The sequence below is a fragment of the Paraperlucidibaca wandonensis genome (genome assembly GCF_042677145.1).
GTDB lineage: Bacteria > Pseudomonadota > Gammaproteobacteria > Pseudomonadales > Moraxellaceae > Perlucidibaca > Perlucidibaca wandonensis.
In genome coordinates this window covers 1-25,300 of sequence record NZ_JBHTIT010000002.1, presented here as the reverse complement: position 1 = coordinate 25,300, position 25,300 = coordinate 1, and the positions used below count along the sequence as shown (strand labels likewise).

26 protein-coding genes and 5 tRNA genes are annotated in these 25,300 nt (G+C 51.1%); all 31 read right to left on the bottom strand.

The annotated features are described in order from the left end of the window. Complete coding sequence (rpmC, locus tag ACFQ0F_RS11200) at window positions 1-192, bottom strand: 50S ribosomal protein L29 (protein ID WP_340675015.1); 192 nt, start codon at window positions 190-192, stop codon at window positions 1-3. Next, on the bottom strand, window positions 192-605 hold the full coding sequence (rplP, locus tag ACFQ0F_RS11195; RefSeq protein ID WP_340675016.1) for a 50S ribosomal protein L16: 414 nt from the start codon (window positions 603-605) through the stop codon (window positions 192-194). The genes rpmC and rplP overlap by 1 nt, the downstream gene beginning before the upstream one ends. A gap of 11 nt (window positions 606-616) precedes the next feature. Beyond that, window positions 617-1,318 carry a 30S ribosomal protein S3 gene (gene rpsC / locus ACFQ0F_RS11190; RefSeq protein WP_340675017.1) on the bottom strand — a complete coding sequence of 234 codons (702 nt, stop codon included), beginning with the start codon at window positions 1,316-1,318 and terminating at the stop codon, window positions 617-619. A gap of 12 nt (window positions 1,319-1,330) precedes the next feature. Next, window positions 1,331-1,666 (bottom strand): 50S ribosomal protein L22, encoded by a 336-nt coding sequence (gene rplV / locus ACFQ0F_RS11185; protein WP_340675018.1) that lies wholly within the window; start codon window positions 1,664-1,666, stop codon window positions 1,331-1,333. A gap of 10 nt (window positions 1,667-1,676) precedes the next feature. Continuing rightward, on the bottom strand, window positions 1,677-1,952 hold the full coding sequence (gene rpsS / locus ACFQ0F_RS11180) for a 30S ribosomal protein S19 (protein WP_340675019.1): 276 nt from the start codon (window positions 1,950-1,952) through the stop codon (window positions 1,677-1,679). 19 nt (window positions 1,953-1,971) lie between these two features. Continuing rightward, entirely contained in the window at window positions 1,972-2,796 is an 825-nt protein-coding gene (gene rplB / locus ACFQ0F_RS11175) for a 50S ribosomal protein L2 (protein ID WP_340675020.1), read from the bottom strand. Window positions 2,797-2,813: 17 nt separating this feature from the next. Continuing rightward, on the bottom strand, window positions 2,814-3,119 hold the full coding sequence (gene rplW / locus ACFQ0F_RS11170) for a 50S ribosomal protein L23 (RefSeq protein WP_340675021.1): 306 nt from the start codon (window positions 3,117-3,119) through the stop codon (window positions 2,814-2,816). Beyond that, window positions 3,116-3,718 (bottom strand): 50S ribosomal protein L4, encoded by a 603-nt coding sequence (gene rplD / locus ACFQ0F_RS11165; RefSeq protein WP_340675022.1) that lies wholly within the window; start codon window positions 3,716-3,718, stop codon window positions 3,116-3,118. Before rplD ends, rplW begins: the two co-directional genes overlap by 4 nt. A gap of 10 nt (window positions 3,719-3,728) precedes the next feature. Further along, window positions 3,729-4,367 carry a 50S ribosomal protein L3 gene (gene rplC, locus ACFQ0F_RS11160; RefSeq protein WP_340675023.1) on the bottom strand — a complete coding sequence of 213 codons (639 nt, stop codon included), beginning with the start codon at window positions 4,365-4,367 and terminating at the stop codon, window positions 3,729-3,731. 52 nt (window positions 4,368-4,419) lie between these two features. Then, on the bottom strand, window positions 4,420-4,731 hold the full coding sequence (rpsJ, locus tag ACFQ0F_RS11155; protein WP_340675024.1) for a 30S ribosomal protein S10: 312 nt from the start codon (window positions 4,729-4,731) through the stop codon (window positions 4,420-4,422). A gap of 248 nt (window positions 4,732-4,979) precedes the next feature. Continuing rightward, window positions 4,980-6,170 carry an elongation factor Tu gene (gene tuf / locus ACFQ0F_RS11150; RefSeq protein ID WP_379072214.1) on the bottom strand — a complete coding sequence of 397 codons (1,191 nt, stop codon included), beginning with the start codon at window positions 6,168-6,170 and terminating at the stop codon, window positions 4,980-4,982. A gap of 65 nt (window positions 6,171-6,235) precedes the next feature. After that, window positions 6,236-8,368 carry an elongation factor G gene (gene fusA, locus ACFQ0F_RS11145; protein WP_379072244.1) on the bottom strand — a complete coding sequence of 711 codons (2,133 nt, stop codon included), beginning with the start codon at window positions 8,366-8,368 and terminating at the stop codon, window positions 6,236-6,238. 21 nt (window positions 8,369-8,389) lie between these two features. Then, window positions 8,390-8,860, bottom strand: a complete 471-nt coding sequence (rpsG, locus tag ACFQ0F_RS11140) for a 30S ribosomal protein S7 (RefSeq protein WP_379072242.1) — start codon at window positions 8,858-8,860, stop codon at window positions 8,390-8,392. Window positions 8,861-8,936: 76 nt separating this feature from the next. Beyond that, a complete protein-coding gene (rpsL, locus tag ACFQ0F_RS11135) occupies window positions 8,937-9,311 on the bottom strand; it encodes a 30S ribosomal protein S12 (RefSeq protein ID WP_379072239.1) in 375 nt (124 codons plus the stop codon). Between the two features lie 125 nt (window positions 9,312-9,436). After that, window positions 9,437-13,645, bottom strand: a complete 4,209-nt coding sequence (gene rpoC, locus ACFQ0F_RS11130) for a DNA-directed RNA polymerase subunit beta' (protein ID WP_379072237.1) — start codon at window positions 13,643-13,645, stop codon at window positions 9,437-9,439. A gap of 63 nt (window positions 13,646-13,708) precedes the next feature. Beyond that, window positions 13,709-17,779: a DNA-directed RNA polymerase subunit beta gene (gene rpoB, locus ACFQ0F_RS11125; protein WP_379072234.1), complete on the bottom strand. Its 4,071-nt coding sequence runs from the start codon at window positions 17,777-17,779 to the stop codon at window positions 13,709-13,711. 219 nt (window positions 17,780-17,998) lie between these two features. Beyond that, a complete protein-coding gene (gene rplL, locus ACFQ0F_RS11120; protein ID WP_379072231.1) occupies window positions 17,999-18,367 on the bottom strand; it encodes a 50S ribosomal protein L7/L12 in 369 nt (122 codons plus the stop codon). A 48-nt stretch (window positions 18,368-18,415) separates the two neighbouring features. Beyond that, entirely contained in the window at window positions 18,416-18,922 is a 507-nt protein-coding gene (gene rplJ, locus ACFQ0F_RS11115) for a 50S ribosomal protein L10 (RefSeq protein WP_379072228.1), read from the bottom strand. Window positions 18,923-19,163: 241 nt separating this feature from the next. Further along, window positions 19,164-19,859, bottom strand: coding sequence for a 50S ribosomal protein L1 (rplA, locus tag ACFQ0F_RS11110; protein ID WP_379072225.1), 696 nt, complete (start codon window positions 19,857-19,859; stop codon window positions 19,164-19,166). 2 nt (window positions 19,860-19,861) lie between these two features. Further along, window positions 19,862-20,293 (bottom strand): 50S ribosomal protein L11, encoded by a 432-nt coding sequence (gene rplK / locus ACFQ0F_RS11105; RefSeq protein ID WP_379072222.1) that lies wholly within the window; start codon window positions 20,291-20,293, stop codon window positions 19,862-19,864. 94 nt (window positions 20,294-20,387) lie between these two features. Next, window positions 20,388-20,921, bottom strand: a complete 534-nt coding sequence (nusG, locus tag ACFQ0F_RS11100; RefSeq protein WP_379072219.1) for a transcription termination/antitermination protein NusG — start codon at window positions 20,919-20,921, stop codon at window positions 20,388-20,390. 13 nt (window positions 20,922-20,934) lie between these two features. Next, window positions 20,935-21,303 (bottom strand): preprotein translocase subunit SecE, encoded by a 369-nt coding sequence (secE, locus tag ACFQ0F_RS11095; RefSeq protein WP_379072217.1) that lies wholly within the window; start codon window positions 21,301-21,303, stop codon window positions 20,935-20,937. 49 nt (window positions 21,304-21,352) lie between these two features. After that, a tRNA-Trp gene (locus ACFQ0F_RS11090) sits at window positions 21,353-21,428 on the bottom strand. A gap of 49 nt (window positions 21,429-21,477) precedes the next feature. Continuing rightward, window positions 21,478-22,668, bottom strand: a complete 1,191-nt coding sequence (gene tuf / locus ACFQ0F_RS11085) for an elongation factor Tu (RefSeq protein ID WP_379072214.1) — start codon at window positions 22,666-22,668, stop codon at window positions 21,478-21,480. Between the two features lie 82 nt (window positions 22,669-22,750). Further along, window positions 22,751-22,826 (bottom strand) — tRNA-Thr (locus tag ACFQ0F_RS11080). Between the two features lie 26 nt (window positions 22,827-22,852). After that, a tRNA-Gly gene (locus ACFQ0F_RS11075) sits at window positions 22,853-22,926 on the bottom strand. 23 nt (window positions 22,927-22,949) lie between these two features. After that, a tRNA-Tyr gene (locus tag ACFQ0F_RS11070) sits at window positions 22,950-23,033 on the bottom strand. A gap of 58 nt (window positions 23,034-23,091) precedes the next feature. Beyond that, window positions 23,092-23,167, bottom strand: a tRNA-Thr gene (locus tag ACFQ0F_RS11065). 106 nt (window positions 23,168-23,273) lie between these two features. After that, window positions 23,274-23,429, bottom strand: a complete 156-nt coding sequence (locus ACFQ0F_RS11060; protein WP_379072211.1) for a hypothetical protein — start codon at window positions 23,427-23,429, stop codon at window positions 23,274-23,276. After that, window positions 23,426-24,148, bottom strand: a complete 723-nt coding sequence (locus ACFQ0F_RS11055) for a type III pantothenate kinase (RefSeq protein WP_379072209.1) — start codon at window positions 24,146-24,148, stop codon at window positions 23,426-23,428. The genes ACFQ0F_RS11060 and ACFQ0F_RS11055 overlap by 4 nt, the downstream gene beginning before the upstream one ends. Beyond that, window positions 24,145-25,107 carry a biotin--[acetyl-CoA-carboxylase] ligase gene (locus tag ACFQ0F_RS11050; RefSeq protein WP_379072207.1) on the bottom strand — a complete coding sequence of 321 codons (963 nt, stop codon included), beginning with the start codon at window positions 25,105-25,107 and terminating at the stop codon, window positions 24,145-24,147. The genes ACFQ0F_RS11055 and ACFQ0F_RS11050 overlap by 4 nt, the downstream gene beginning before the upstream one ends. Between the last annotated feature and the right edge of the window lie 193 nt (window positions 25,108-25,300).

Genomic DNA, 25,300 nt, shown 5'->3' with positions numbered 1-25,300 from the left:
TCAGTTACCTTCCTTTTCTGTCAGGATGGTCTTTACACGGGCGATGTCCTTGCGAACCACATCGATCTTGTGGTTTTGAGCCAGCTGACCGGTCGCCTGAGCCATACGCAGCGTAAACTGCTGACGCTGTAAATTGCTGAGCTCTTTGTTCAAGTCCTCAACGCTCTTTTCACGTAAATCTTTGCCGTTCATTACATCACCGTCCGAGTAACAATGGTGGTCTTGAGAGGCAGCTTGGCGGCAGCCAGGGTAAACGCTTCACGAGCCAAGTCGTCAGGGACGCCTTCCATCTCATAAAGAATCTTACCTGGCTGAATTTCAGCCACCCAATACTCCACGCTACCCTTACCTTTACCCATACGAACTTCCAAAGGCTTCTTGGTGATGGGCTTGTCCGGGAAAACGCGGATGAAAATTTTGCCGCCACGCTTCACACGACGCGAAATAGCACGACGAGCCGCTTCAATTTGACGAGCAGTGATACGACCACGCTCAACAGATTTCAATGCAATCGTACCAAATGCAACTGTGCTGCCACGAAGCGCCAGGCCAGTGTTGCGGCCTTTGTGCATCTTGCGGAACTTAGTTCTTTTAGGCTGTAACATCTCTCAACCCCTTAGTTCTTCGGGCCGCGCTTTTTAGCGGGACGGGCTTCCTCGGCAGGAGCTGGCGCATAGGCCTGATCCATACCACCCAGGATTTCACCCTTGAAAATCCACACTTTAACGCCGATACAGCCGTAGGTGGTTTCAGCACGCACGATCGAATAATCGATGTCAGCGCGCAGAGTGTGAAGTGGCACACGGCCTTCGCGGTACCATTCGGTACGAGCAATTTCTGCTCCGCCTAAACGGCCCGACACTTCAACCTTGATCCCTTTAGCGCCAGCACGCATGGAGTTCTGTACCGCGCGCTTCATAGCACGACGGAACATCACACGACGCTCGAGTTGCGAGGCAATACCTTCAGCAACGAGCTTGGCATCTAAGTCTGGCTTACGAATTTCGTCGATGTTGATCTGTACCGGCATCTTCATCAATTTGGCGACTTCACGGCGTAGACGTTCGACGTCTTCACCCTTCTTGCCAATCAGCACGCCAGGGCGAGCTGTCGAAATCGTAATGCGTGCGTTTTCAGAAGGACGCTCAATGAGAATCTTGCTCACTGAAGCGGCTTTTAGACGCACATTTAAAAACTCACGCACTTGCAAGTCAGCGAGTAAGAACTCAGCGTATTGCTTCGGGCTGGCATACCAGTTGGCGTTATGTTTTTTAATAACACCTAAGCGGATACCGATTGGATGAACTTTCTGACCCATTTCTTCAGCCCCTTACTTGCCTTCAGCCACGATGACGGAGATGTGGCATGTGCGCTTGCTAATACGATCCGCACGGCCTTTAGCGCGTGGCAGGATACGCTTAAGCGTTACACCCTCATCTACAAAGATAGTGGCGACGCGTAGTTCGTCCACATCCGCCCCCTGGTTGTGCTCGGCATTAGCTATTGCTGATTCGAGCACTTTTTTAACGAAGCCTGCGGCCTTCTTATCGCTGAAATTCAGCGTATTGAGGGCCAGCTCAACGGACAAGCCGCGAACTTGATCGGCGACAAGGCGAGCCTTTTGAGCCGAGATCGGCGCGCCACGCAATTTTGCGGTAGCTTCCATCATGCTCTCCTTAACGCTTCGATTTCTTGTCGACAACGTGACCGCGATAGGTACGAGTCGGCGCGAATTCGCCAAGTTTATGACCAACCATGTGTTCAGTGATGAACACAGGCACGTGTTGTTTGCCGTTATGAACAGCAATCGTTAAGCCAACCATTTCCGGCAGAATCATCGAGCGACGCGACCAGGTCTTGATAGGCTTTTTCGAGTTGGCTGCCGCCGCTGCTTCCACCTTAACAAACAGATGGGTATCAACGAACGGACCCTTTTTCAGTGAACGAGGCACAATAAGACTCCTCTACCCATTACTTGACGCGACGGTCGCGGACAATCATGCCGCTAGTACGCTTATTATTACGGGTTTTATAACCCTTGGACGGCGTGCCCCATGGCGACACCGGCTGCATGCCCTTGTTACGACCTTCACCACCACCATGCGGGTGATCAACCGGGTTCATGGCCATACCACGAACTGTCGGACGAACACCACGCCAGCGGCTAGCACCGGCTTTACCCAACGAACGCAAGCTATGCTCGCTGTTGGATATTTCACCGAATGCAGCGCGGCAGTCGACGTGAATTTTACGCATTTCGCCTGAGCGTAAGCGCACGATAGCGTAGCTACCATCACGACCGAGCAACTGAGCCGAAGTACCTGCCGAACGAACCAACTGAGCACCTTTACCAGGCTTCAGTTCGATGCAGCAAATTGTCGAACCTAGTGGCATATTGCGCAATGGCAACACGTTACCCACCTTGATCGGCGCTGCGTCACCCGACATTACTTGATCGCCAACTTGCTGATTTTTCAGCGCGATCATGTAACGACGGTCGCCATCAGCATACTTCAACAATGCGATGTGAGCGGTACGGTTAGGGTCGTATTCAATACGCTCAACGGTGGCTGGAATGCCATCTTTGCCGCGCTTGAAATCGATCACTCGATATAACTGTTTGTGACCACCACCAATGTGACGCATGGTGATGCGGCCATTATTGTTACGACCACCAGTGCGCGACTGTGATTCGACCAAAGGCGCGTGTGGGCGACCTTTGTGAAGGTGCTTATGAACCACCTTCTCAACGAAACGACGGCCTGGCGAGGTCGGTTTGCATTTTACAATTGCCATGTCAGTTCTCCCGGCCCTTATTCGACTGTGCCAATGGCATTAAAGTCGATGTCAAAGCCTTCCTTCAACGAGACGTAAGCCTTTTTGAAGTCTTGGCGACGGCCCTGGGAGCGACCAAAGCGTTTGCTTTTGCCCTTGACCAGCACAGTGTTAACCGCATCAACTTTAACGTTGAGCAGATCTTCAACGGCCTTCTTGATTTCTAGCTTGTTGGCGTCGCGACTCACCTTAAAAACCACTTGACGATGCTTATCAGCTACCATCGTGGCTTTCTCGGACACATGCGGCGCAAGCAATACTTGCAACAGACGTTCCTGGCTCATCCCAATTCCACCTCAAGTTTCTTGGCTGCAGGCACAGACATCAGTACCTTTTCGTAGCCAATCAAGCTCACCGGATCAACAGCCGTTGTATCGATCACATCGATATGCGGGATGTTACGTGCCGCGAGATACAAGTTCTCGTCAACAGCATCAGTGATGATCAGCGCGTTCGTCAGACCTAAGCTTTGCAGCTTAGTCATCAGTTCTTTAGTTTTCGGTGCAGAAACCGTGAAGTCATCCACAAGCACTAAGCGGTCTTGGCGAACGAGTTCAGCCAAGATGCACTGCATAGCACCGCGATACATCTTACGGTTTACTTTTTGATCCCAGTCTTGCGGACGTGCTGCAAAGCTCTTTCCGCCGCCACGCCAAATGGGGCTGCGAATTGAACCAGCACGGGCGCGACCCGAACCTTTTTGTTTAAATGGCTTTTTGCCGCCGCCACTGACTTCGGCACGCGATTTCTGCGCCTTAGTGCCCTGACGAGCACCAGCCATGTATGCAACAACAACCTGGTGCACTAGGGCTTCGTTGAATTCTTTACCGAAAGCAACTTCGGAGAGCTCAACGGCGGACCCGGATACAGTCTTGAGGTTCACGTTATTCTCCTCAGGCCTTCACGGTCGGACGTACGATGACGTCATTACCGGTTGCGCCCGGCACAGCACCTTTAATAACGAGCACGTTGCGCTCGAGATCAATCGATACCACTTCCAGACCTTGAACTGTGACGCGCTCGGCACCCATATGACCAGCCATCTTCTTGCCCTTGAAAACCTTACCTGGGCTTTGGTTCTGACCGGTGGAGCCGTGCGCACGGTGCGACACGGAGTTACCGTGCGTGGCATCTTGCATACTGAAGTTCCAGCGCTTAACACCGCCCTGGAAACCCTTGCCTTTAGATGTACCAGTGACATCAACCACCTGACCAGGAGTAAACATGGTCACGGCTAATTCACCACCAACAGCCAACTCAGCGGCTTCATCGCCAGCGATGCGGAATTCCCACACGCCACGACCAGCTGCCACATTAGCTTTAGCGAAGTGACCAGCCATTGGCTTCGTAACACGGGAAGCACGACGCTCGCCTGTAGTTACTTGCACTGCTTGGTAACCATCGCTTTCGAGCGATTTGATTTGCGTAATACGGTTTGGATCGACTTCGATCACAGTCACAGGAATTGAAACACCTGCTTCTGTGAATACGCGCGTCATCCCGCATTTACGACCGACTAATCCAATAGCCATTTATTCAGACCTCTTTGGCACACTGTCTCAGAGGAGACCTTCTGCTGAACGATCAACCCAAGCTGATTTGAACATCTACGCCAGCGGCGAGGTCCAATTTCATTAGCGCATCGACTGTTTTGTCTGTTGGCTGAACAATGTCAACCAAGCGCTTATGGGTGCGAATTTCATACTGATCGCGCGCGTCTTTATTGACGTGCGGCGAGGTCAGTACGTTGAAACGCTCGATGCGCGTTGGCATCGGGATAGGGCCACAAACTTGCGCCCCTGTACGTTTCGCGGTTTCCACAATCTCGAGCGCCGATTGGTCGATCAGACGATGATCGAACGCCTTCAGGCGGATGCGGATTCTCTGGTTAGCCATTCCAGCAACTCCAAAGCAAAAAAGAACTAGCCCACTACTAGCTTGCTAACTAATAGAAGACTTCTCACAAACCAGGCCGGAAACTATGCTCCGGATGTACACCCCAACTTTCTGGGGTGGCGTATATTAATAGCTGACGGGTTCTGCCGCAAGTACTATTTGCGAATTTCCTACAGATACTAATAACGATTTGCTGCCTGCCCTAAAAGCCTCGAGAGCAAATGCCGCTCGAGGCTTTGAATCACCGCTTAGGCGAAGATTTTAGCAACAACACCAGCGCCGACGGTACGACCGCCTTCACGGATGGCGAAGCGCAAGCCTTCTTCCATAGCAATTGGTGCGATCAGCGTGACGTTCACGTTGATGTTGTCGCCAGGCATAACCATCTCTACGCCTTCGGCCAACTCAATAGCGCCTGTCACGTCTGTTGTACGGAAGTAGAACTGTGGGCGGTAGCCTTTGAAGAATGGCGTGTGACGACCACCTTCATCTTTGCTCAGCACATAGATTTCCGATTCAAACTGGGTGTGTGGCTTGATCGTGCCTGGCTTAGCCAGAACCTGACCACGTTGCACGTCTTCACGCTTAGTACCACGCAGCAACACGCCGCAGTTCTCGCCTGCACGACCTTCGTCGAGCAATTTGCGGAACATTTCAACGCCAGTACAGGTCGTTTTAACAGTGTCTTTCAAACCAACGATTTCGATTTCTTCGCCGACTTTAACGATGCCACGCTCAACACGACCAGTCACAACAGTACCGCGACCAGAGATGGAGAATACGTCTTCGATAGGCATCAGGAATGGCTTGTCGATTGCACGTAGTGGCTCTGGGATATAGCTATCCAGTGTTTCAACTAGTTTAGCAATCGCAGGCATGCCGAACTCGGTTGTTTCGCCGTTCAATGCTTGCAGCGCTGAACCACGGATGACTGGTGTGTCATCGCCTGGGAATTTGTACATGGTTAGAAGTTCGCGAACTTCCATTTCCACCAATTCCAGCAGCTCTTCGTCATCGACGAGGTCGCATTTGTTCAAAAACACAACGATGTATGGAACGCCAACTTGACGTGATAGCAGGATGTGCTCACGTGTTTGCGCCATAGGGCCGTCAGTTGCCGCGATCACGAGGATAGCGCCGTCCATTTGAGCAGCACCGGTGATCATGTTTTTCACATAGTCAGCGTGACCTGGGCAGTCGACGTGCGCGTAGTGGCGAATCGGGCTGTCGTATTCAACGTGCGATGTATTAATCGTAATACCACGAGCCTTTTCTTCAGGGCTCGAATCGATTTGGTCGTAGCCTTTAGCGTCGCCGCCATAAAGCTTAGCGCACGATGTAGCGATAGCAGCTGTCAGCGTGGTTTTGCCATGGTCGACGTGACCAATAGTGCCGACGTTGACGTGCGGTTTATTACGTTCAAACTTTGACTTTGCCATTTCTTAAAATCCTCAAGGGTTCTGTAAAGCGCTGCACCCAAATCTGGAGGCAGCACCCAGGTTACTTATTCGCCAGCGCTACGCTTAGCGGTGTATTTTGTGATGATCGCATCAGCCACGTTTTTCGGAGTTTCGGCATACTTGCCGAACTCCATGGTGAATGTGGCGCGGCCTTGTGACATCGAGCGCATGTCAGTGGCATAGCCAAACATTTCAGCCAAAGGAACTTCAGCACGAATCGACTTAGCACCGCCAGGCAGGTCATCCATGCCTTGCAAGTTACCGCGACGACGACTCAAGTCACCCATGATGTCGCCCATGTAGTCTTCAGGTGTTTCCACTTCGACTTTCATGACCGGCTCAAGCAACACTGGATCTGCATCCATGAAGCCGCGCTTGAAGCCCATGCTAGCGGCGATTTTAAACGCCATTTCGTTGGAGTCGACATCGTGGTAAGAACCGTCATACAGCGTGGCCTGAATACCAACGATTGGATAGCCCGCGAGCACGCCATTGGCCATTTGCTCTTGGATACCCTTGTCGACAGCACCGAAGTATTCTTTCGGAACCGTACCACCAACAACTTCTTCGACGAACTTGTAGTCAACGCCTTCCTCAACGCCATAAATAGGCTTGAGGCGAAGCAACACGTGACCATACTGACCACGACCGCCGGACTGACGAACAAACTTGCCTTCAGTGTCGACTGCTTTACGGATGGTTTCACGGTAGGCGACTTGTGGCTTGCCGATGTTAGCCTCAACACCAAACTCACGACGCATACGATCAACAAGAATGTCTAAGTGAAGCTCACCCATGCCGGAGATGATGGTTTGGCCAGACTCTTCGTCGGTGCGAACACGGAACGATGGATCTTCTTTAGCCAGACGGCCCAAGGCAATCGACATTTTTTCTTGGTCAGCTTTTGTTTTCGGCTCAACGGCAACCGAAATCACTGGCTCAGGGAACTCCATGCGCTCGAGTGTGATGACTTTATTTTCGTCACACAGCGTGTCGCCTGTTGTTACATCTTTCAAGCCAACAAGAGCTGCGATATCGCCTGCACGAATCTCGGAAATTTCTTCACGCTGGTTTGCATGCATCTGCAGAATACGGCCAATACGCTCTTTCTTGCTCTTAACAGGGTTCCAAGCCGCCTCACCCGATTTCAGAACGCCCGAATACACGCGCACGAACGTTAGGTTACCAACGAACTTGTCATTCATGATTTTGAAAGCAAGTGCAGAGAAGGGCTCATCGTCTGATGACTTACGCTGACCTTCGGATTCGTCTTTGTCATCAAGCACGCCAGTTACAGGAGCAACGTCGTTGGGTGCAGGCAAATAACGAATCACGGAATCCAACATCAGCTGGACGCCTTTATTTTTGAAGGCGGTACCGCACAACATTGGCTGAATCTCACAAGCCAATGTACGCATACGAATTGCTTTGTAAATTTGCTCTTCGCTAAGCTCACCGCTTTCTAAGTACTCATTCATCAGCTCTTCAGATGCTTCAGCGGCTGACTCAACAAGGTTTTCACGCCACTTGTCGCACTCGTCCTGCAAGCTTGCTGGGATATCGCGCAAATCAAAGGTCATACCTTGAGACGCTTCATCCCAATAAATTGCTTTCATCGTGACCAAATCAACAACGCCTTCGAAGTTCTCTTCGGCACCGATGGGCACAACGATTGGAACAGGGCTGGCACCGAGGCGCGTCTTCATCTGCTCAACAACGCGGAAGAAGTTTGCACCAGTACGATCCATTTTGTTCACAAAGGCCAAGCGAGGCACTTTGTATTTGTTGGCTTGGCGCCACACAGTTTCAGACTGCGGCTGAACGCCACCAACGGCGCAATACACCATGCAAGCACCATCTAGAACACGCATGGAGCGCTCAACTTCAATAGTGAAGTCAACGTGACCCGGAGTGTCAATGATGTTGATTTGATGCTGATCGAACTGCTTCGCCATGCCAGACCAGAAGCATGTCGTTGCCGCGGAAGTAATAGTAATACCGCGCTCTTGTTCTTGCTCCATCCAGTCCATTGTGGCTGCGCCATCATGAACTTCACCGAGCTTGTGATTTTTACCTGTGTAAAAAAGCACGCGCTCAGTGGTAGTGGTTTTGCCGGCGTCAATGTGCGCCGAAATACCAATATTACGGTATAGGTTTAACGGGGTAGCTCTAGCCACGTGAGTCTCCTGAGATCAAGATTAGAAGCGGTAGTGCGCGAAAGCTTTGTTAGCTTCAGCCATACGGTGAACGTCTTCACGCTTCTTGATAGCAGCGCCTTTGCCTTCGTTGGCATCGAGCAACTCACCAGCTAAACGCAGAGCCATGGTTTTTTCCGAGCGCTTACGTGCGGAATCTACCAACCAGCGCATAGCCAATGCAGTACGACGGGAGGGGCGTACTTCCATTGGCACCTGGTAGGTGGCGCCACCGACGCGACGAGCCTTGACCTCAACCATTGGACGCAGTTTTTCTAGAACCGATTCAAAAATTTCCACGGGATTGCCTTTGTTTTTTTCAGCAACGCGTGCAAGCGCGCCGTAAACAATCGACTCTGCGGTGGATTTCTTGCCGGATTCCATCACCTGGTTCATGAACTTGGCGAGGGTTTGGCTACCAAATTTTGGATCTGGTAGGATTTCGCGGACTGCTACAACTCTTCTTCTTGGCATGACTCATTAAACCTTTTATGAAGCTTCAGGGGTGTCCGGGACGATTACATCTGCCCGGCCTTACTGCGCCTAAGTCTTACTTCTTAGGACGCTTGGTACCGTACTTGGAACGCGACTGCATGCGGCCTTTGACGCCTGCGCAATCGAGCGAACCACGAACAGTGTGATAACGCACACCGGGCAAATCTTTAACACGACCGCCACGGATTAGAACCACGCTGTGCTCTTGCAAGTTGTGGCCTTCACCACCGATGTAAGAGCTAACTTCAAAACCTGACGTTAAGCGCACACGGCAAACTTTACGCAGAGCCGAGTTTGGCTTTTTAGGTGTCGTTGTGTAGACACGTGTGCAAACACCGCGACGTTGCGGGCTGCCTTTAAGTGCTGGAACACCGGACTTTTCGACCAGTGCTTGCCGACCCTTGCGGATCAATTGGTTAGTAGTTGCCATAGCAGCCTGTTCTCTCCCGTTAATTTTACACAACCGAAAAAAGAGCCGAGAGGCTCCTTTTCAGGGTTGCGCATTCTATGAGCAGTTCGGCCGCCCGTCAAGACGGCCGCCTACCCGTATCTAGCTTACTCTTCAGCCGAATTCAGCGCTTCCGAGAGTGCTTGTTCTACATCTGCTGCGCTTGGGCCTTGGTCTACAACCTTGGCCTCTAGGCGCTGCTGACGACGCTGTGCGTGATAAGCGAAGCCTGTGCCGGCTGGAATCAAACGACCAACAACGACGTTTTCTTTCAGACCGCGCAGGTCATCTTCTTTACCAGTTACAGCAGCTTCGGTCAGGACTCGTGTAGTTTCCTGGAATGACGCAGCCGAAATAAACGACTCTGTCGACAACGAAGCCTTGGTAATACCCATCAGGACACGTTGGAACTTGGCGCCGAACTTATCCATGCCGTTAAGCACTTCGTTTTCGTCTAGCACACGAGCCAACTCGACCTGCTCGCCTTGAATAAAGGTGCTGTCACCGTTTTCAGTGATTTCAACTTTACGCAACATCTGGCGAATAATAACTTCGATGTGTTTATCGTTAATTTTAACGCCTTGTAAGCGGTAAACGTCTTGGACTTCATTAACGATATACGTCGCCAACGCAGTCTCACCTTTCAAGCGAAGAATGTCGTGTGGATTTTGCGGGCCATCAGAAACGACCTCACCACGTGACACGCGTTCGCCTTCGAAAACGTTGAGCTGGCGCCATTTTGGAATCAGCTCTTCGTAAACTTCAGCGCCGTCATCTGGCGTGATAACCAAACGGTGCTTACCTTTGGTCTCTTTGCCGTAGCTGACGATGCCGCTAATTTCCGCCAAGATTGCTGGTTCTTTCGGCTTACGCGCTTCGAACAAGTCAGCAACACGTGGCAAACCACCGGTGATGTCACGTGTTTTCGACGATTCTTGTGGAATACGGCCGATAACATCGCCAATACCGATTGTCGCGCCATCTTGCAAGGTTGTGATCGACTCTGATGGCAGGAAGTACTGCGCAGGCTGATCACTGCCTTCGATATTAATAATGTTGCCTTTGGCATCGAGCAAACGAATCGCCGGACGCAGCTCTTTACCAGCGGCTGGACGGTCTTTCGGATCCATAATTTCGATGTTAGTCAGACCTGTGAGTTCGTCAGTTTGATGGCGAACTGTCAAGCCGTCTTCCATGTCGACGAATTTCACATTACCGGCAAGCTCAGTCACGATGGGGTGGGTGTGTGGATCCCAGGTTGCAACAACCTGTCCGCCCTTCACTTCCTCGGCATCGGCTACAGTAATAACTGCACCGTATGGCAGTTTATAGCGCTCGCGCTCGCGACCACGTGAGTCGGCAATGCCGATTTCACCGGAACGCGATACGGCCACTAAGTTACCACCAGCGTGCTGCACCAACTTAATGTTGTGGAAGCGCACTTTGCCGTCGTTGCGAACTTGCACGCTCGACACAGCAGAAGCACGGCTTGCCGCACCACCGATGTGGAAGGTACGCATGGTCAACTGCGTGCCTGGCTCACCGATCGACTGAGCGGCCATAACGCCGATAGCTTCACCGATGTTAACGCGATGACCACGCGCCAAGTCACGGCCATAGCACATCGAGCAAACGCCGAAGCGCGTGTTACAGGAAATAACCGAGCGCGCATAGACTTCATCGATGCCTGCGGCTTCTAAACGGTCAACCCAACGCTCATCGAGCAGCGTGCCTTTTGGTGCGAAAATTTCATCGCTGCCTGGGAGCAAGACATCGCTAGCAGTGACACGACCCAATACGCGTTCGCGCAATGGCTCAACGATGTCACCACCTTCAATTAGCGGCGTCATCACCACACCATTGCTGGTGCCGCAATCGATTTCAGTAACAACCAAATCTTGCGCAACGTCGACCAAACGACGCGTTAGATAACCGGAGTTAGCGGTTTTCAACGCGGTATCGGCGAGGCCTTTACGAGCACCGTGAGTCGAGATGAAGTACTGAAGAACCGTCAAACCTTCACGGAAGTTAGCTTTAATGGGTGTTTCAATAATCGAGCCGTCTGGCTTGGCCATCAGACCACGCATACCGGCAAGCTGACGAATCTGGGCAGCGGAACCACGAGCACCAGAGTCGGCCATGATGTAGATGGAGTTGAACGACTTCTGTTCTTCCATGCTGCCATCTTTGGCTTGTACGGTTTCAGTCGACAAGTTGTCCATCATGGCTTTAGCGACCAACTCATTGGTACGCGACCAAATGTCGACAACTTTGTTATAGCGTTCGCCTTTTGTCACCAAGCCTGAACCAAACTGCGCTTCAATTTCGCGCACTTCTTCTTCAGCACCATTGATGATGGTTTCTTTCTCAGCTGGAATGACCATGTCTTCCATGCCGACCGAAACGCCTGAGTATGTGGCTTGAGCAAAGCCCAAGTACATCAGTTGGTCAGCAAAAATAACAGTGTCTTTCAAGCCCAGCACGCGGTAGCAGCTGTTGAGCAAACGCGAAATGTTCTTTTTCGTCATCGGCTGGTTGATCAGATCAAACGGCAGACCTTTCGGAACGATGTTCCAGAGCATGCAACGACCTGGCGTGGTATCAGCCAAGAATTTGCGCTCAATTTTGTTGCCATCTTCATCGATAGTGATTTCCAGCACGCGCACTTTAATGCGAGCGTGGATCTCCACTGCCTTGTTAGCCAAAGCACGTGTCACTTCGTTGTAGTCGGCGAAAATCATGCCCTCGCCTTTACCATTCACACGATCACGCGTGATGTAGTAAAGACCGAGCACCACGTCTTGCGACGGCACAATGATCGGCTCACCGTTGGCAGGCGACAAAATGTTGTTTGTCGACATCATCAGTGCGCGCGCTTCAAGCTGAGCTTCAATAGTCAGCGGCACGTGCACAGCCATTTGGTCACCGTCGAAGTCGGCGTTGAATGCCGTACATACCAGCGGATGCAGCTGGATGGCTTTACCTTCAATCAGGACCGGCTCAAACGCTTGCAGGCCGAGACGGTGAAGTGTCGGTGCGCGGTTAAGCATGACGGGATGTTCGCGAATCACGTCGGCGAGAATATCCCAAACTTCTGGAGTTTCACGCTCAACCATTTTCTTCGCGGCTTTAATCGTTGTCGCCAAGCCTTGGGCTTGGAGCTTGCCGAAAATGAAAGGCTTGAATAGTTCCAAAGCCATTTTCTTCGGCAGGCCGCACTGGTGCAGACGCAGAGTAGGGCCAACGGTAATAACCGAACGACCGGAGTAGTCAACGCGCTTGCCGAGCAAATTCTGGCGGAAACGACCTTGCTTACCCTTGATCATATCGGCCAAAGATTTCAGCGGACGCTTGTTGGTGCCAGTGATGGCGCGACCGCGACGACCGTTGTCAAGCAAGGCATCAACCGCTTCCTGCAACATGCGCTTTTCGTTGCGCACGATGATGTCAGGCGCGCTCAGATCGAGCAGGCGCTTGAGGCGGTTGTTACGGTTGATGACACGACGATAGAGATCGTTCAAGTCTGAGGTTGCAAAGCGGCCGCCATCGAGTGGCACCAAAGGACGCAAGTCCGGTGGCAGCACAGGCAGAACCGTCAGCACCATCCACTCAGGCTTGTTGCCCGAGCTTTGGAAGGACTCAACTAGCTTCAAACGCTTCGACAGCTTCTTCAGCTTAGTCTCAGAGTTTGTTGCAGGAATCTCTTCACGCAGACGCGTAATTTCTGATTCTAAGTCGATGTCGGCTAAGAGCAGCTGAATTGCTTCAGCGCCCATGCGCGCGTCGAACTCATCGCCATGCTCTTCAAGAGCGGTGTAATACTCTTCATCGTTGAGCAGCTGACCTTTTTCAAGCGTGGTCATACCTGGATCAATAACGATAAAGCTTTCGAAATACAGCACGCGTTCGATATCACGCAGCGTCATATCAAGCAGCAGGCCGATACGCGATGGCAGTGATTTCAAGAACCAAATGTGTGCAGTTGGTGAAGCTAGTTCAATGTGGCCCATGCGCTCGCGGCGCACTTTCGCCATGGTGACTTCGACGCCGCACTTCTCGCAGATAACACCGCGGAACTTCATGCGTTTGTACTTACCGCACAAGCATTCGAAGTCTTTGATTGGGCCAAAGATTTTGGCGCAGAACAGGCCATCACGCTCTGGTTTGAACGTACGGTAGTTAATGGTTTCTGGCTTTTTAACTTCACCAAAAGACCATGAACGAATTAATTCTGGCGACGCCAGACCAATGCGGATGCGATCGAATTCTTCGACCACCTGACCTTGGTTGCGTAGTTGGCTGAGCAGATCTTTCAAGGCAATTCTCCCAAAGCAACATGTGAAGGTGGCGACCAAACTGGCCGCCACCACACGTCAGGCTTATTCGTTGTCCAATTCCATATTGATACCCAGCGAGCGAATCTCTTTCACCAATACGTTGAAAGATTCCGGCATACCTGGGTCCATGCGGTGATCGCCATCGACAATATTTTTGTAGACGCGCGTACGACCATTCACATCGTCGGACTTCACGGTGAGCATTTCTTGCAGGGTGTAGGCGGCGCCGTAGGCTTGCAACGCCCAGCACTCCATCTCCCCGAAACGCTGACCACCGAACTGTGCTTTACCGCCCAATGGCTGCTGCGTGACCAGCGAGTATGAACCCGTTGAACGCGCATGCATTTTGTCATCGACCAAGTGGTTGAGCTTGAGCATGTACATGTAACCAACCGTAACTTGACGATCAAAGCGCTCGCCGGTGCGGCCATCGTACAGCCATTGCTGTCCATTCTCGTTCAGACCTGCCAGTTTCAGCAGCGACTTGATTTCGTTTTCATGCGCACCGTCAAACACAGGCGTAGCGATAGGGACACCGCCACGCAAGTTTTTCGACATAGCTAGCACTTCGTCATCCGTCATCGAGTTCAAGTCTTCTTGCTGACCACCGACGCCGTTGTAGATTTGATCTAAGTACTTACGCAAATCGGCAATTTTACGTTGCTCATCGAGCATCTCACCGATGCGCTCACCCAAACCTTTAGCGGCCCAGCCTAAGTGAGTTTCAAGAATCTGACCTACGTTCATACGTGATGGAACGCCAAGCGGGTTAAGCACGATATCAACAGGTTCGCCATGCTCATCATGAGGCATGTCTTCGACAGGCATGATGATGGAAACAACACCTTTGTTACCGTGACGGCCGGCCATTTTATCACCAGGCTGAATGCGACGCTTCACAGCCAAGTAAACTTTGACGACTTTCAACACGCCATGAGCGAGGTCATCGCCAGTCATGATTTTGCGTTTCTTGTCTTCGAATTTCGCTTCGATGTCGGCTTGACGCTCAGCCAAGAACGTTTGTGCACGCTCAAGTTGCTCGGCAATACCTTCATCCGCTGGGCGAATCTCAAACCATTGCGCCAGATCTAGCTCAGCCAAGTCAGTTTCAGTGATCGCCGAACCTTTTTTCAGGCCAGCACCACCGTTGACTTTTTGACCAAGCAGGACTTCATGCAAACGTGCAGAGGTCGCTTCTTCAAAGATTCGATATTCTTCTTTCAAGTCTTTGCGGTAGTCATTGAGCTGTTCTTTCTCAATGGCTTTCGCACGCTCATCTTTCTCGATGCCGTCACGCGTGAAGACTTGAACGTCAATCACGGTGCCCTTGGTGCCCGATGGAACGCGTAAAGATGAATCTTTTACGTCACTGGCTTTTTCACCAAAGATGGCGCGCAGTAGTTTCTCTTCTGGCGATAGTTGCGTCTCGCCTTTAGGCGTGACTTTACCAACCAAAATATCACCAGCATTCACTTCTGCACCGATGTAGACAATGCCGGACTCATCGAGTTTCGACAGAGCGGCTTCGCCAACATTGGGGATATCTGCTGAAATTTCTTCAGAGCCCAACTTGGTATCACGCGCAATACACGACAATTCTTGGATGTGAATTGAAGTGAAGCGATCATCTTTTACAACGCGCTCAGACAACAAGATCGAATCTTCGAAGTTGTAGCCATTCCACGGCATAAAGGCGACGCGCATGTTTTGGCCAAGCGCCAACTCACCCATATCGACAGAAGGACCATCGGCTAGGATGTCACCAATTTCAACCGCATCGCCGACGTTTACTAATGCACGCTGGTTGATACAGGTATTTTGGTTCGAGCGAGTGTACTTGGTCAGGTTATAGATGTCGGCACCAGCCTCACCCATCACCACTTCTTCGTTACGAACACGTACAACGATACGTGCGGCATCGACATAATCGATAACACCACCACGTTTCGCCACCACACAGACGCCAGAGTCACGGGCGACATAGCGCTCCATGCCGGTACCCACGAGTGGTTTGTCAGCGCGCAATGTTGGCACGGCTTGACGTTGCATGTTCGAACCCATGAGTGCGCGGTTGGCGTCATCGTGTTCCAAGAATGGAATCAACGAAGCTGCAACCGAAACCACCTGACGTGGCGACACGTCCATGTAGGTGACCTTCTCAGGCGCCATCACGGTAAATTCGTTTTTGTGACGCACAGCAACTAGGTCGTCAACTAATGAGCCTTTTTTGTCTACTTGCGAGTCCGCCTGAGCAATAACTTCCTCAGCTTCTTCAATGGCAGACAAATACACATAGTCATCAGTAACCAAACCATCGATCACTTTACGGTAAGGTGATTCAAGGAAGCCGTAGTGGTTGGTACGAGCAAAACTCGCCAACGAGTTGATCAAACCAATGTTTGGACCTTCTGGCGTCTCGATTGGACAAACACGACCATAATGCGTTGGGTGAACGTCGCGGACTTCGAAGCCTGCGCGCTCACGAGTTAAACCGCCTGGGCCTAACGCTGAAACACGACGCTTGTGCGTAATTTCAGATAGCGGGTTGTTTTGGTCCATGAACTGCGACAGCTGCGATGAGCCGAAGAACTCTTTAATGGCAGCCGAAACTGGCTTGGCATTAATTAAGTCTTGCGGCATCAAGTTGTCGGATTCGGCCATCGACAAGCGCTCTTTAACAGCGCGCTCAACACGAACTAAACCAACGCGGAATTGGTTTTCGGTCATCTCGCCAACAGAGCGAATACGACGGTTACCCAAATGGTCGATGTCGTCGACTTCGCCTTTACCGTTACGGATATCAATCATGCCGCGAACGACATCAACAATATCTTCACGCGACAAGACGCCTTCGCCGAAATCGCTATCACGATTTAAGCGACGGTTGAATTTCATACGACCGACGTTTGATAGGTCATAACGCTCAGGTGAGAAGAACAGGTTTTTAAACAAGTTCTCAGCCGCTTCTTTAGTGGGCGGCTCGCCTGGGCGCATCATGCGATAAATTTCGACCAGCGCTTCCAGCTCAGAGCGTGCAGGATCTGCTCGTAAGGTATCCGCGAGGAATGGGCCGTGGTCTAGATCGTTGGTGTAAATAATGCTGAAAGCTTTAACGCCGCCTTGCACGATTTTCTTCAACGATTCATCGGTGATGATGCTGTTGCAGTCCGCTAAAACTTCGCCAGTTTTTGTGTCGACAAGATTTTTCGCCAGCACTTTACCGAATAAGTATTCAGCAGGAACGTCGAGCTGAGTCAGACCGGCTTTCTCGATGTCGCGAATGTGACGCGCAGTGATGCGGCGGCCGGACTCAACAATGGTTTTGCCTTTGACAACGATATCAAACAGTGCTGTTTCACCGCGCAGACGTTCGGCGATCAAGTCTAACTTGAAGCCCTCTGCGGTGACGGCAACATTGCTCGAGTCGAAGAACATGTCGAGCATTTCTTCGGAGTTATAGCCTAAAGCGCGCAGCAAAATAGTCGCTGGCAATTTGCGGCGACGATCGATACGTGCGAATACCAAATCTTTAGGATCGAACTCGAAGTCTAGCCACGAGCCACGGTAAGGAATAATGCGCGCGTTATAGAGCAGCTTGCCCGATGAGTGCGTTTTACCTTTGTCATGGTCAAAGAATACGCCTGGCGAACGATGCAACTGAGACACGATAACGCGCTCAGTACCATTGATCACGAAGGTACCGTTTTCGGTCATTAAAGGCATTTCGCCCATATAGACTTCTTGCTCACGGATATCTTTGATGGTTTTAACAGAAGCTTCGCGATCATAAATAATCAGGCGAATTTTTACGCGCAATGGAGCTGCGTAAGTGACGCCACGGCTAACGCACTCGCGCACGTCAAACATTGGCGTGCCGAGAGCGTACTCGACAAATTCTAGTGCCGCATTACCGGAATAGCTGGCGATAGGAAAAACTGACCGAAAGGCCGCTTGAAGACCAACGTCTTCGCGCGATTTCGGAGTCTTGCCATCCTGCAGGAAGGCTCGATACGAGTCGACCTGAATAGCCAGAAGATAGGGCACGTCCATCAGTGCCGGGAGCTTACCGAAGTTCTTTCGGATGCGTTTCTTCTCGGTGTAAGAGTATGCCATCTGGGTCCTCAACTATGCTTGAGCCTCGAAAAGGCGTCACTTTCATACGGCAAAGTGACGGCCTGAAAGGTTGCTTGGGCAACCGCTCAGGCCGGCACTCGGCGACCTGTGCCCGCATAAATATGCCAAAGCATACTTAAACGGAAAAAGGCCGGAGGCTCGGCGAGCCTCCAGCCGTGCAGCGTACTGGGCTAAGCCCGCACCCCGTCTGTTGCCAAATTACTTGACTTCGACAGTTGCGCCAGCTTCTTCCAGTTGCTTTTTCACATCTTCAGCTTCGTCTTTCGACACAGCTTCTTTCACTGCTTTTGGAGCTGCTTCAACCAAATCTTTGGCTTCTTTCAAGCCCAGACCGGTGATCGCACGAACAGCTTTAATAACAGCAACTTTGTTAGCACCGAAGCTGGTCATAACAACGTTGAATTCTGTTTGCTCTTCTTCAACAGCAGCACCACCAGCAACGGCAGCAACGGCAACAGCAGCAGCAGAAACGCCGAACTTTTCTTCAACAGCTGAAATCAGTTCAACTAATTCCATCACTGTCATTTCAGCAACGGCGTTTAGAATATCGTCTTTGGACAGAGCCATGTTCAATCTCCCAATAGGGTTTATATAGGTGTGTATTTCAAGCAGCGATTAAGCGGCTTCTTTCTGTTCTTTGACCGACGTCATCAGTCGGGCGAACTTCGAAATTGGCGCTTGCAGTACCGAAGCAAACATAGTGAGGGCTTGCTCGCGATTCGGCAGCTTAGCCACAACATCAATGTCTTCTGCACCGTAGAGTTTGCCGTCAATTGACAAGGCTTTAACCGCTAGCGGTGACTTCGGGAAATCCTTGCGGAAGTCTTGGAAAATACGAGCGGCAGCGCCCATATCATTTTCATCCATAGACAATGCAATGATCGTCGGACCCACTAACGAGGCATCTAAAACCTCAAAAGCGGTGCCAGCAATGGCACGACGAGCCAATGTGTTACGCACTACACGTAAATACACTGACTTATCACGAGCTTGTGCGCGGAGCTGAGTTAACTGCCCAACGGTTAGGCCGCGATAGTCGGCGACGACTGCAGCAAAGGCCTCGCTGGCCGCTTTATTGACGGCAACAACGATTTCTTTCTTATCTTCTAGTCGCAGAGTCACTGTAACCTCCTTAACTTCAGTCTATCGGCGGAGAATCCGCCGACCCCATTTGCAGCAATGCTGCACGCGAGGGGGTTACAGAGCTCTTCAGCTTGAAACCACACCGCGTCTACCCAGGCTGTTGGATTAAGCCCCTTAACATCAAGGGCACCTGTGGTCTTTGACGCTCGCCTGCAAGCAGGCGACTTTCAAAGTACCTTCACAACTCTAGGCACCTGCCCAAAGTTGAAAATTTTTAGTCTTAAACTGCTAAGTTCGACAGGTCGATCGTTAGGCCTGGACCCATCGTTGTCGACAAGGTTACTTTCTGCAGGTAAATGCCCTTGCTAGTAGCTGGCTTTGCTTTCTTCAAGTCAGCAACCAAAGCTTCTACGTTTTGGCGGATAGCATCACTGCTGAAGCCAGCTTGACCAACGGCTGCGTGGATAATGCCACCTTTGTCTACACGGTAGCGCGCTTGACCAGCTTTGGCATTTTTAACGGCTGTTGCGACATCTGGGGTCACGGTGCCGACTTTGGGGTTAGGCATCAAGCCACGTGGACCCAAAACTGTACCGAGCTTACCAACGACACGCATAGCATCTGGTGAGGCAATAACTACGTCGAAGTCTAGATTGCCGGCCTGAATTGATTCAGCCAGATCATCAAAACCAACAATGTCAGCACCAGCTGCTTTAGCGGCCTCGGCATTTGCGCCCTGCGCAAAAACAGCAACGCGCACTGTTTTACCTGTGCCGGCTGGCAGCACGGTTGCACCACGAACGACCTGGTCGGATTTACGTGGGTCAATACCCAAGTTCACGGCCACGTCGATTGATTCTTTAAACTTTGGTGCTGGCAGTGCAGCTAACAGGCTTACAGCCTCTTCGATGCTATAGAGCTTGCCTGGAACCAATTGAGCTTTGATAGCGGCTTGACGCTTGCTTAACTTAGCCATGATTAGACTCCCTCAACATCAAGGCCCATGGAACGGGCAGAGCCAGCCAATGTACGCACAGCGGCGTCCATATTAGAAGCAGTTAGATCTGGCTTCTTGATAGTGGCAATCTCTTCCAGCTGAGCACGAGTAACCTTGCCAACTTTTTGAGTATTTGGACGCGGTGAGCCACTTTTCAGGCCAACAGCTTTTTTCAGCAAGTAAGTTGCTGGAGGTGTTTTCATCACAAATGTGAAGGAGCGATCTGAATACACCGTGATGACGACGGGGATCGGCTGACCAACTTCCATTTTCTGTGTGGCAGCGTTAAATGCCTTACAGAATTCCATGATGTTTACGCCTTTCTGACCCAGAGCTGGACCAATGGGTGGCGATGGGTTTGCCTTGCCTGCAGGAACCTGCAGTTTGATATAGGCATCAATCTTCTTTGCCATGCTACTACTCCGTGGGTGCAAGCGCCTTGCGGCTCCCCGTATCTACTCAAACAGACTATCTGCCCGAGGTTGCAGCGCCTAAACGCTGCAAAAATTAAACTTTTTCTACTTGGGTGAACTCAAGCTCAACTGGCGTAGCGCGACCAAAGATCATCACAGCCACACGCAAACGGCTCTTCTCGTAGTTCACTTCTTCAACTGTGCCGTTGAAGTCGGCGAATGGGCCATCGGCCACACGAACCACTTCACCCGGCTCAAACAATGTTTTTGGACGCGGCGCATCAACGTTTGTTTTAATGCGATTCAAAATCACATCCGCTTCGCGATCACTAATCGGCGCCGGCTTATCTGCCTTGCCACCGATAAAGCCCATGACCTTCGGGCACTCTTTAACCAAGTGCCAGCTGGCGTCATTCATTTCCATATTCACCAAAACGTAGCCGGGGAAGAACTTCCGCTCAGTCTTACGCTTGACGCCATTTTTCATTTCAACGACTTCTTCTGTCGGAACAAGAATATCGCCAAACAAATCTTCCATTTCAGCCAAGCGCACACGTTCAATGAGCGAGCGCATTACTTGCTTTTCGAAGCCTGAATAGGCGTGCACTACAAACCAACGCTTACTCATCGATGCCTCCTAATTAGCCAATAACCGCTGAAATGGCCAAGCCAAACAACGAGTCCATGCCCCATAACAGCAGCGACATAATCAAAACAACGACCAAAACGATTAGTGTTGTTTGTGTCGTCTCGGAACGAGTAGGCCAAACCACCTTACGAACTTCCACCTGCGCCTGGCGCAACAAGTCAATAAAGCTACGACCTTGGCTGGTAGTGAAAACCAGAGCTAGCGCAACAGCACCGAGACCCAACATCATCAAAAGACGCATGATGGAGGATAATTCTGGCAGGTAGCGACTCAACACAGTAGCTGATGCTAGAAGCACCATGGCCAACAGCCACTTTACTTTGTTGAGCGGATCACGAACGGTTTCGACCGGTGTCGTCATATATCTAAACTCTCAGACACGACAAAAACGCGTTACCGCGCCTTGAAAATGGCAGGCCAGGAGGGACTCGAACCCCCAACACCCGGTTTTGGAGACCGGTGCTCTACCAATTGAACTACTGGCCTGTAAAACAAAGGCTCGCTACCCGAAAGCGGCGAGCCAAGTTACATCTGCTTAGGCGAAGATTTTAGCAACAACACCAGCGCCGACGGTACGACCGCCTTCACGGATGGCGAAGCGCAAGCCTTCTTCCATAGCAATTGGCGCGATCAGCGTGACGTTCACGTTGATGTTGTCGCCAGGCATAACCATCTCTACGCCTTCGGCCAACTCAATAGCGCCTGTCACGTCTGTTGTACGGAAGTAGAACTGTGGGCGGTAGCCTTTGAAGAATGGCGTGTGACGACCACCTTCATCTTTGCTCAGCACATAGATTTCCGATTCAAACTGGGTGTGTGGCTTGATCGTGCCTGGCTTAGCCAGAACCTGACCACGTTGCACGTCTTCACGCTTAGTACCACGCAGCAACACGCCGCAGTTCTCGCCTGCACGACCTTCGTCGAGCAATTTGCGGAACATTTCAACGCCAGTACAGGTCGTTTTAACAGTGTCTTTCAAACCAACGATTTCGATTTCTTCGCCGACTTTAACGATGCCACGCTCAACACGACCAGTCACAACAGTACCGCGACCAGAGATGGAGAATACGTCTTCGATAGGCATCAGGAATGGCTTGTCGATTGCACGTAGTGGCTCTGGGATATAGCTATCCAGTGTTTCAACTAGTTTAGCAATCGCAGGCATGCCGAACTCGGTTGTTTCGCCGTTCAATGCTTGCAGCGCTGAACCACGGATGACTGGTGTGTCATCGCCTGGGAATTTGTACATGGTTAGAAGTTCGCGAACTTCCATTTCCACCAATTCCAGCAGCTCTTCGTCATCGACGAGGTCGCATTTGTTCAAAAACACAACGATGTATGGAACGCCAACTTGACGTGATAGCAGGATGTGCTCACGTGTTTGCGCCATAGGGCCGTCAGTTGCCGCGATCACGAGGATAGCGCCGTCCATTTGAGCAGCACCGGTGATCATGTTTTTCACATAGTCAGCGTGACCTGGGCAGTCGACGTGCGCGTAGTGGCGAATCGGGCTGTCGTATTCAACGTGCGATGTATTAATCGTAATACCACGAGCCTTTTCTTCAGGGCTCGAATCGATTTGGTCGTAGCCTTTAGCGTCGCCGCCATAAAGCTTAGCGCACGATGTAGCGATAGCAGCTGTCAGCGTGGTTTTGCCATGGTCGACGTGACCAATAGTGCCGACGTTGACGTGCGGTTTATTACGTTCAAACTTTGACTTTGCCATGACCTACTCCGAACACGCGCTCGTGCGCACAAGTAAAAAACAACAAAAGACAACCGCCCGTTAGACGACTGCCTATTTTAAATGGAGCTCATAACCGGATTCGAACCGGTGACCTCTTCCTTACCAAGGAAGTGCTCTACCTACTGAGCTATATGAGCCTTTAATTCCAATTCTCCAGCAATGCTGGAGCGGGTAGCGGGAATCGAACCCGCACCATTAGCTTGGAAGGCTAAGGTTCTACCACTAAACTATACCCGCATATTTCTGCTGAGCTGCTGCAATGGTGGTGGGAGAAGGATTCGAACCTTCGAAGCTTTCGCGTCAGATTTACAGTCTGATCCCTTTGACCGCTCGGGAATCCCACCTTTACAAGTACTTAAGCTATATACAGCCTAAGCAGTACTCCATTTACACGCTCTCGCTTGGTGCCGGCACCAGGAGTCGAACCCGGGACCTACTGATTACAAGTCAGTTGCTCTACCAGCTGAGCTATACCGGCTTCTTCATACGAGGCGCAGAAGTTTAATGAATACTGCGACGGTAAACAACACCGTTTTACGCTTTTCGTATGTACAACCGCTCTTTATTTCAGCAGTTGCACATATCTAGCGCTCAGTTGCGGACTTAGCTGGGCTCCAAAGTGACAAAGGAGCATCGCGCGTAACACGATCGGCTGTTTGTACACTAGCTCCTGCCTGCCAATAAATCATCGCAGCAAGGAGCAGAGCAACAGCACTTAACGCCAAAGCAGTGGACTTCATTTATTTCCCTCAATAAGGTGGTCTAGTGCGATGAGCATACCTTCAAACACTAATAGCGGGCGTTTTTCAGCTTCGAGATGGCCTTCGAAATATGGCGCATCCCCCCCCGTTATATATAGCGAGGCGCGCTCAACAGTTTGGCCAAACTCTTCACCGACATCATTGGCAAGCGTCACTAGCGCACGCAAACTGCCATGACTCACGCACTCACCCGTTGACAGCCCAAGACGTACTTCGCCGAGCTGAGACCGTGGAAAACTCACTGCGGCTGTTTGTTGCGCCAAAACATCACGCTGCAATCTCAAGCCAGGAAGGATATATCCTCCCTGATGCTTACTATTGCTCAGCACATCAATCGTGCAGGCTGTACCAGCATCGATTACGACCGCTTCGCCGCGCTTGGCAAAAGGCAGTAACGCAAGCCAACGATCAATCCCCAGCTGCTCGGGAAACTCATAAGAAGTCGCCAGTAGACCTGCATCGTATTGAAGCCGAAAAACCTGAATAGAAGGCAAATAACTTTTGAGAGTGGAACTAACTAGCTGATAGCTTTCTCGAGCGGCAACAGAGGCAATAGCGACTACTGTAATTGAGGTGGCATTACGCTCTAACCACACTGCAAGCGTATGATTATCGACGATCTCACCTACCAACTGCAGCGATTCGCCGTGAGCACATGCTTTTAAACGCGTATTGCCGAGATCTATTAGTAGCTTCATGTATTTATTCGCACACTTACTTCGCCAGAATGGCAACGCACTATTTCAGAGTTGCATTCAATTAGTAAGGCGCCCTGCTCATCAATTCCATGAGCGATACCCTCACGCCATTCACCTTGATGCTCGAAGCTAACTAATAGCCCAAAAAGTGCATCGTAACTGGGCCAGAGCTCGCGCCACGATACCAGTCCAAAACGACTAAAGTCTGTCAGCATCTGGATTAAGTTGCTGCAAAGTACAGCTAATAACGCATGGCGATCGTAGTCAATACTCATGTCTTGTAACGATGCTACAGGCCTTGCCAGAAGTTGCTTTTCAGAATCTAACAGCAGCTCATTTATACCGAAGCCAATAATTAAGCGGCTAGGGCCCTCCGCCATGGCATCCATTTCAACCAAAATACCACCCAGCTTCTCTCCATGCAGCCACAAGTCATTTGGCCACTTCAACTCAACGGGCCATCCCAGCTGACGCAAGCTAGATGCCAGGCTTAGACCTACAGCAATAGCCACACCTACCCACGCAATTGGACCCTGAGCAGACACAAGGCCGATGCTTGCCGTAATTTGCCGACCCGGTAGGCTCATCCATTCCCGCCCACGACGCCCCTGACCTTTCTGCTGAAAATCAGTCACTGCAATATGCATCTCTCCAAGTGCTGCTTGAGAAATGTGCTCGCGCATCCAAATATTTGTTGAGTCAACACGATTAAGTACAAAGCAACTTGTTAAGGCTGTTAGGCCGTTTAAGTGAACCTTTAATATCGATTCATCCCACCATGCGTAGCGATAAGCAAGTTTGTAGCCCACTCGCGGCAATGCCTCGATCAGCACTCCGGACTCTCTAAGGGTATTAATGCGCTTTGCAATCGCTGCGCGCGTACAGCCAAACCGTACGGCAAGGCGCTCACCAGATGTGGGTTCGTCGGCAGATAGCGCAAGCAATAACGATAACGGCATGGGTTCGCCAGAAAACTAAACAATGGTGGCTGATCATAGCGTTGAAAGCATGCCCCGTAAAAGCAACTTACAGTCGTATACGAGTCCCAGCGGGTGTTAGTTGCGTGCCCTTTCTTAAATTTCAGGCAGCAAAAAGCCCCCGTCATTTCTGACGAGGGCTGTTGCATTAGGTGCCTGGCAATGACCTACTTTC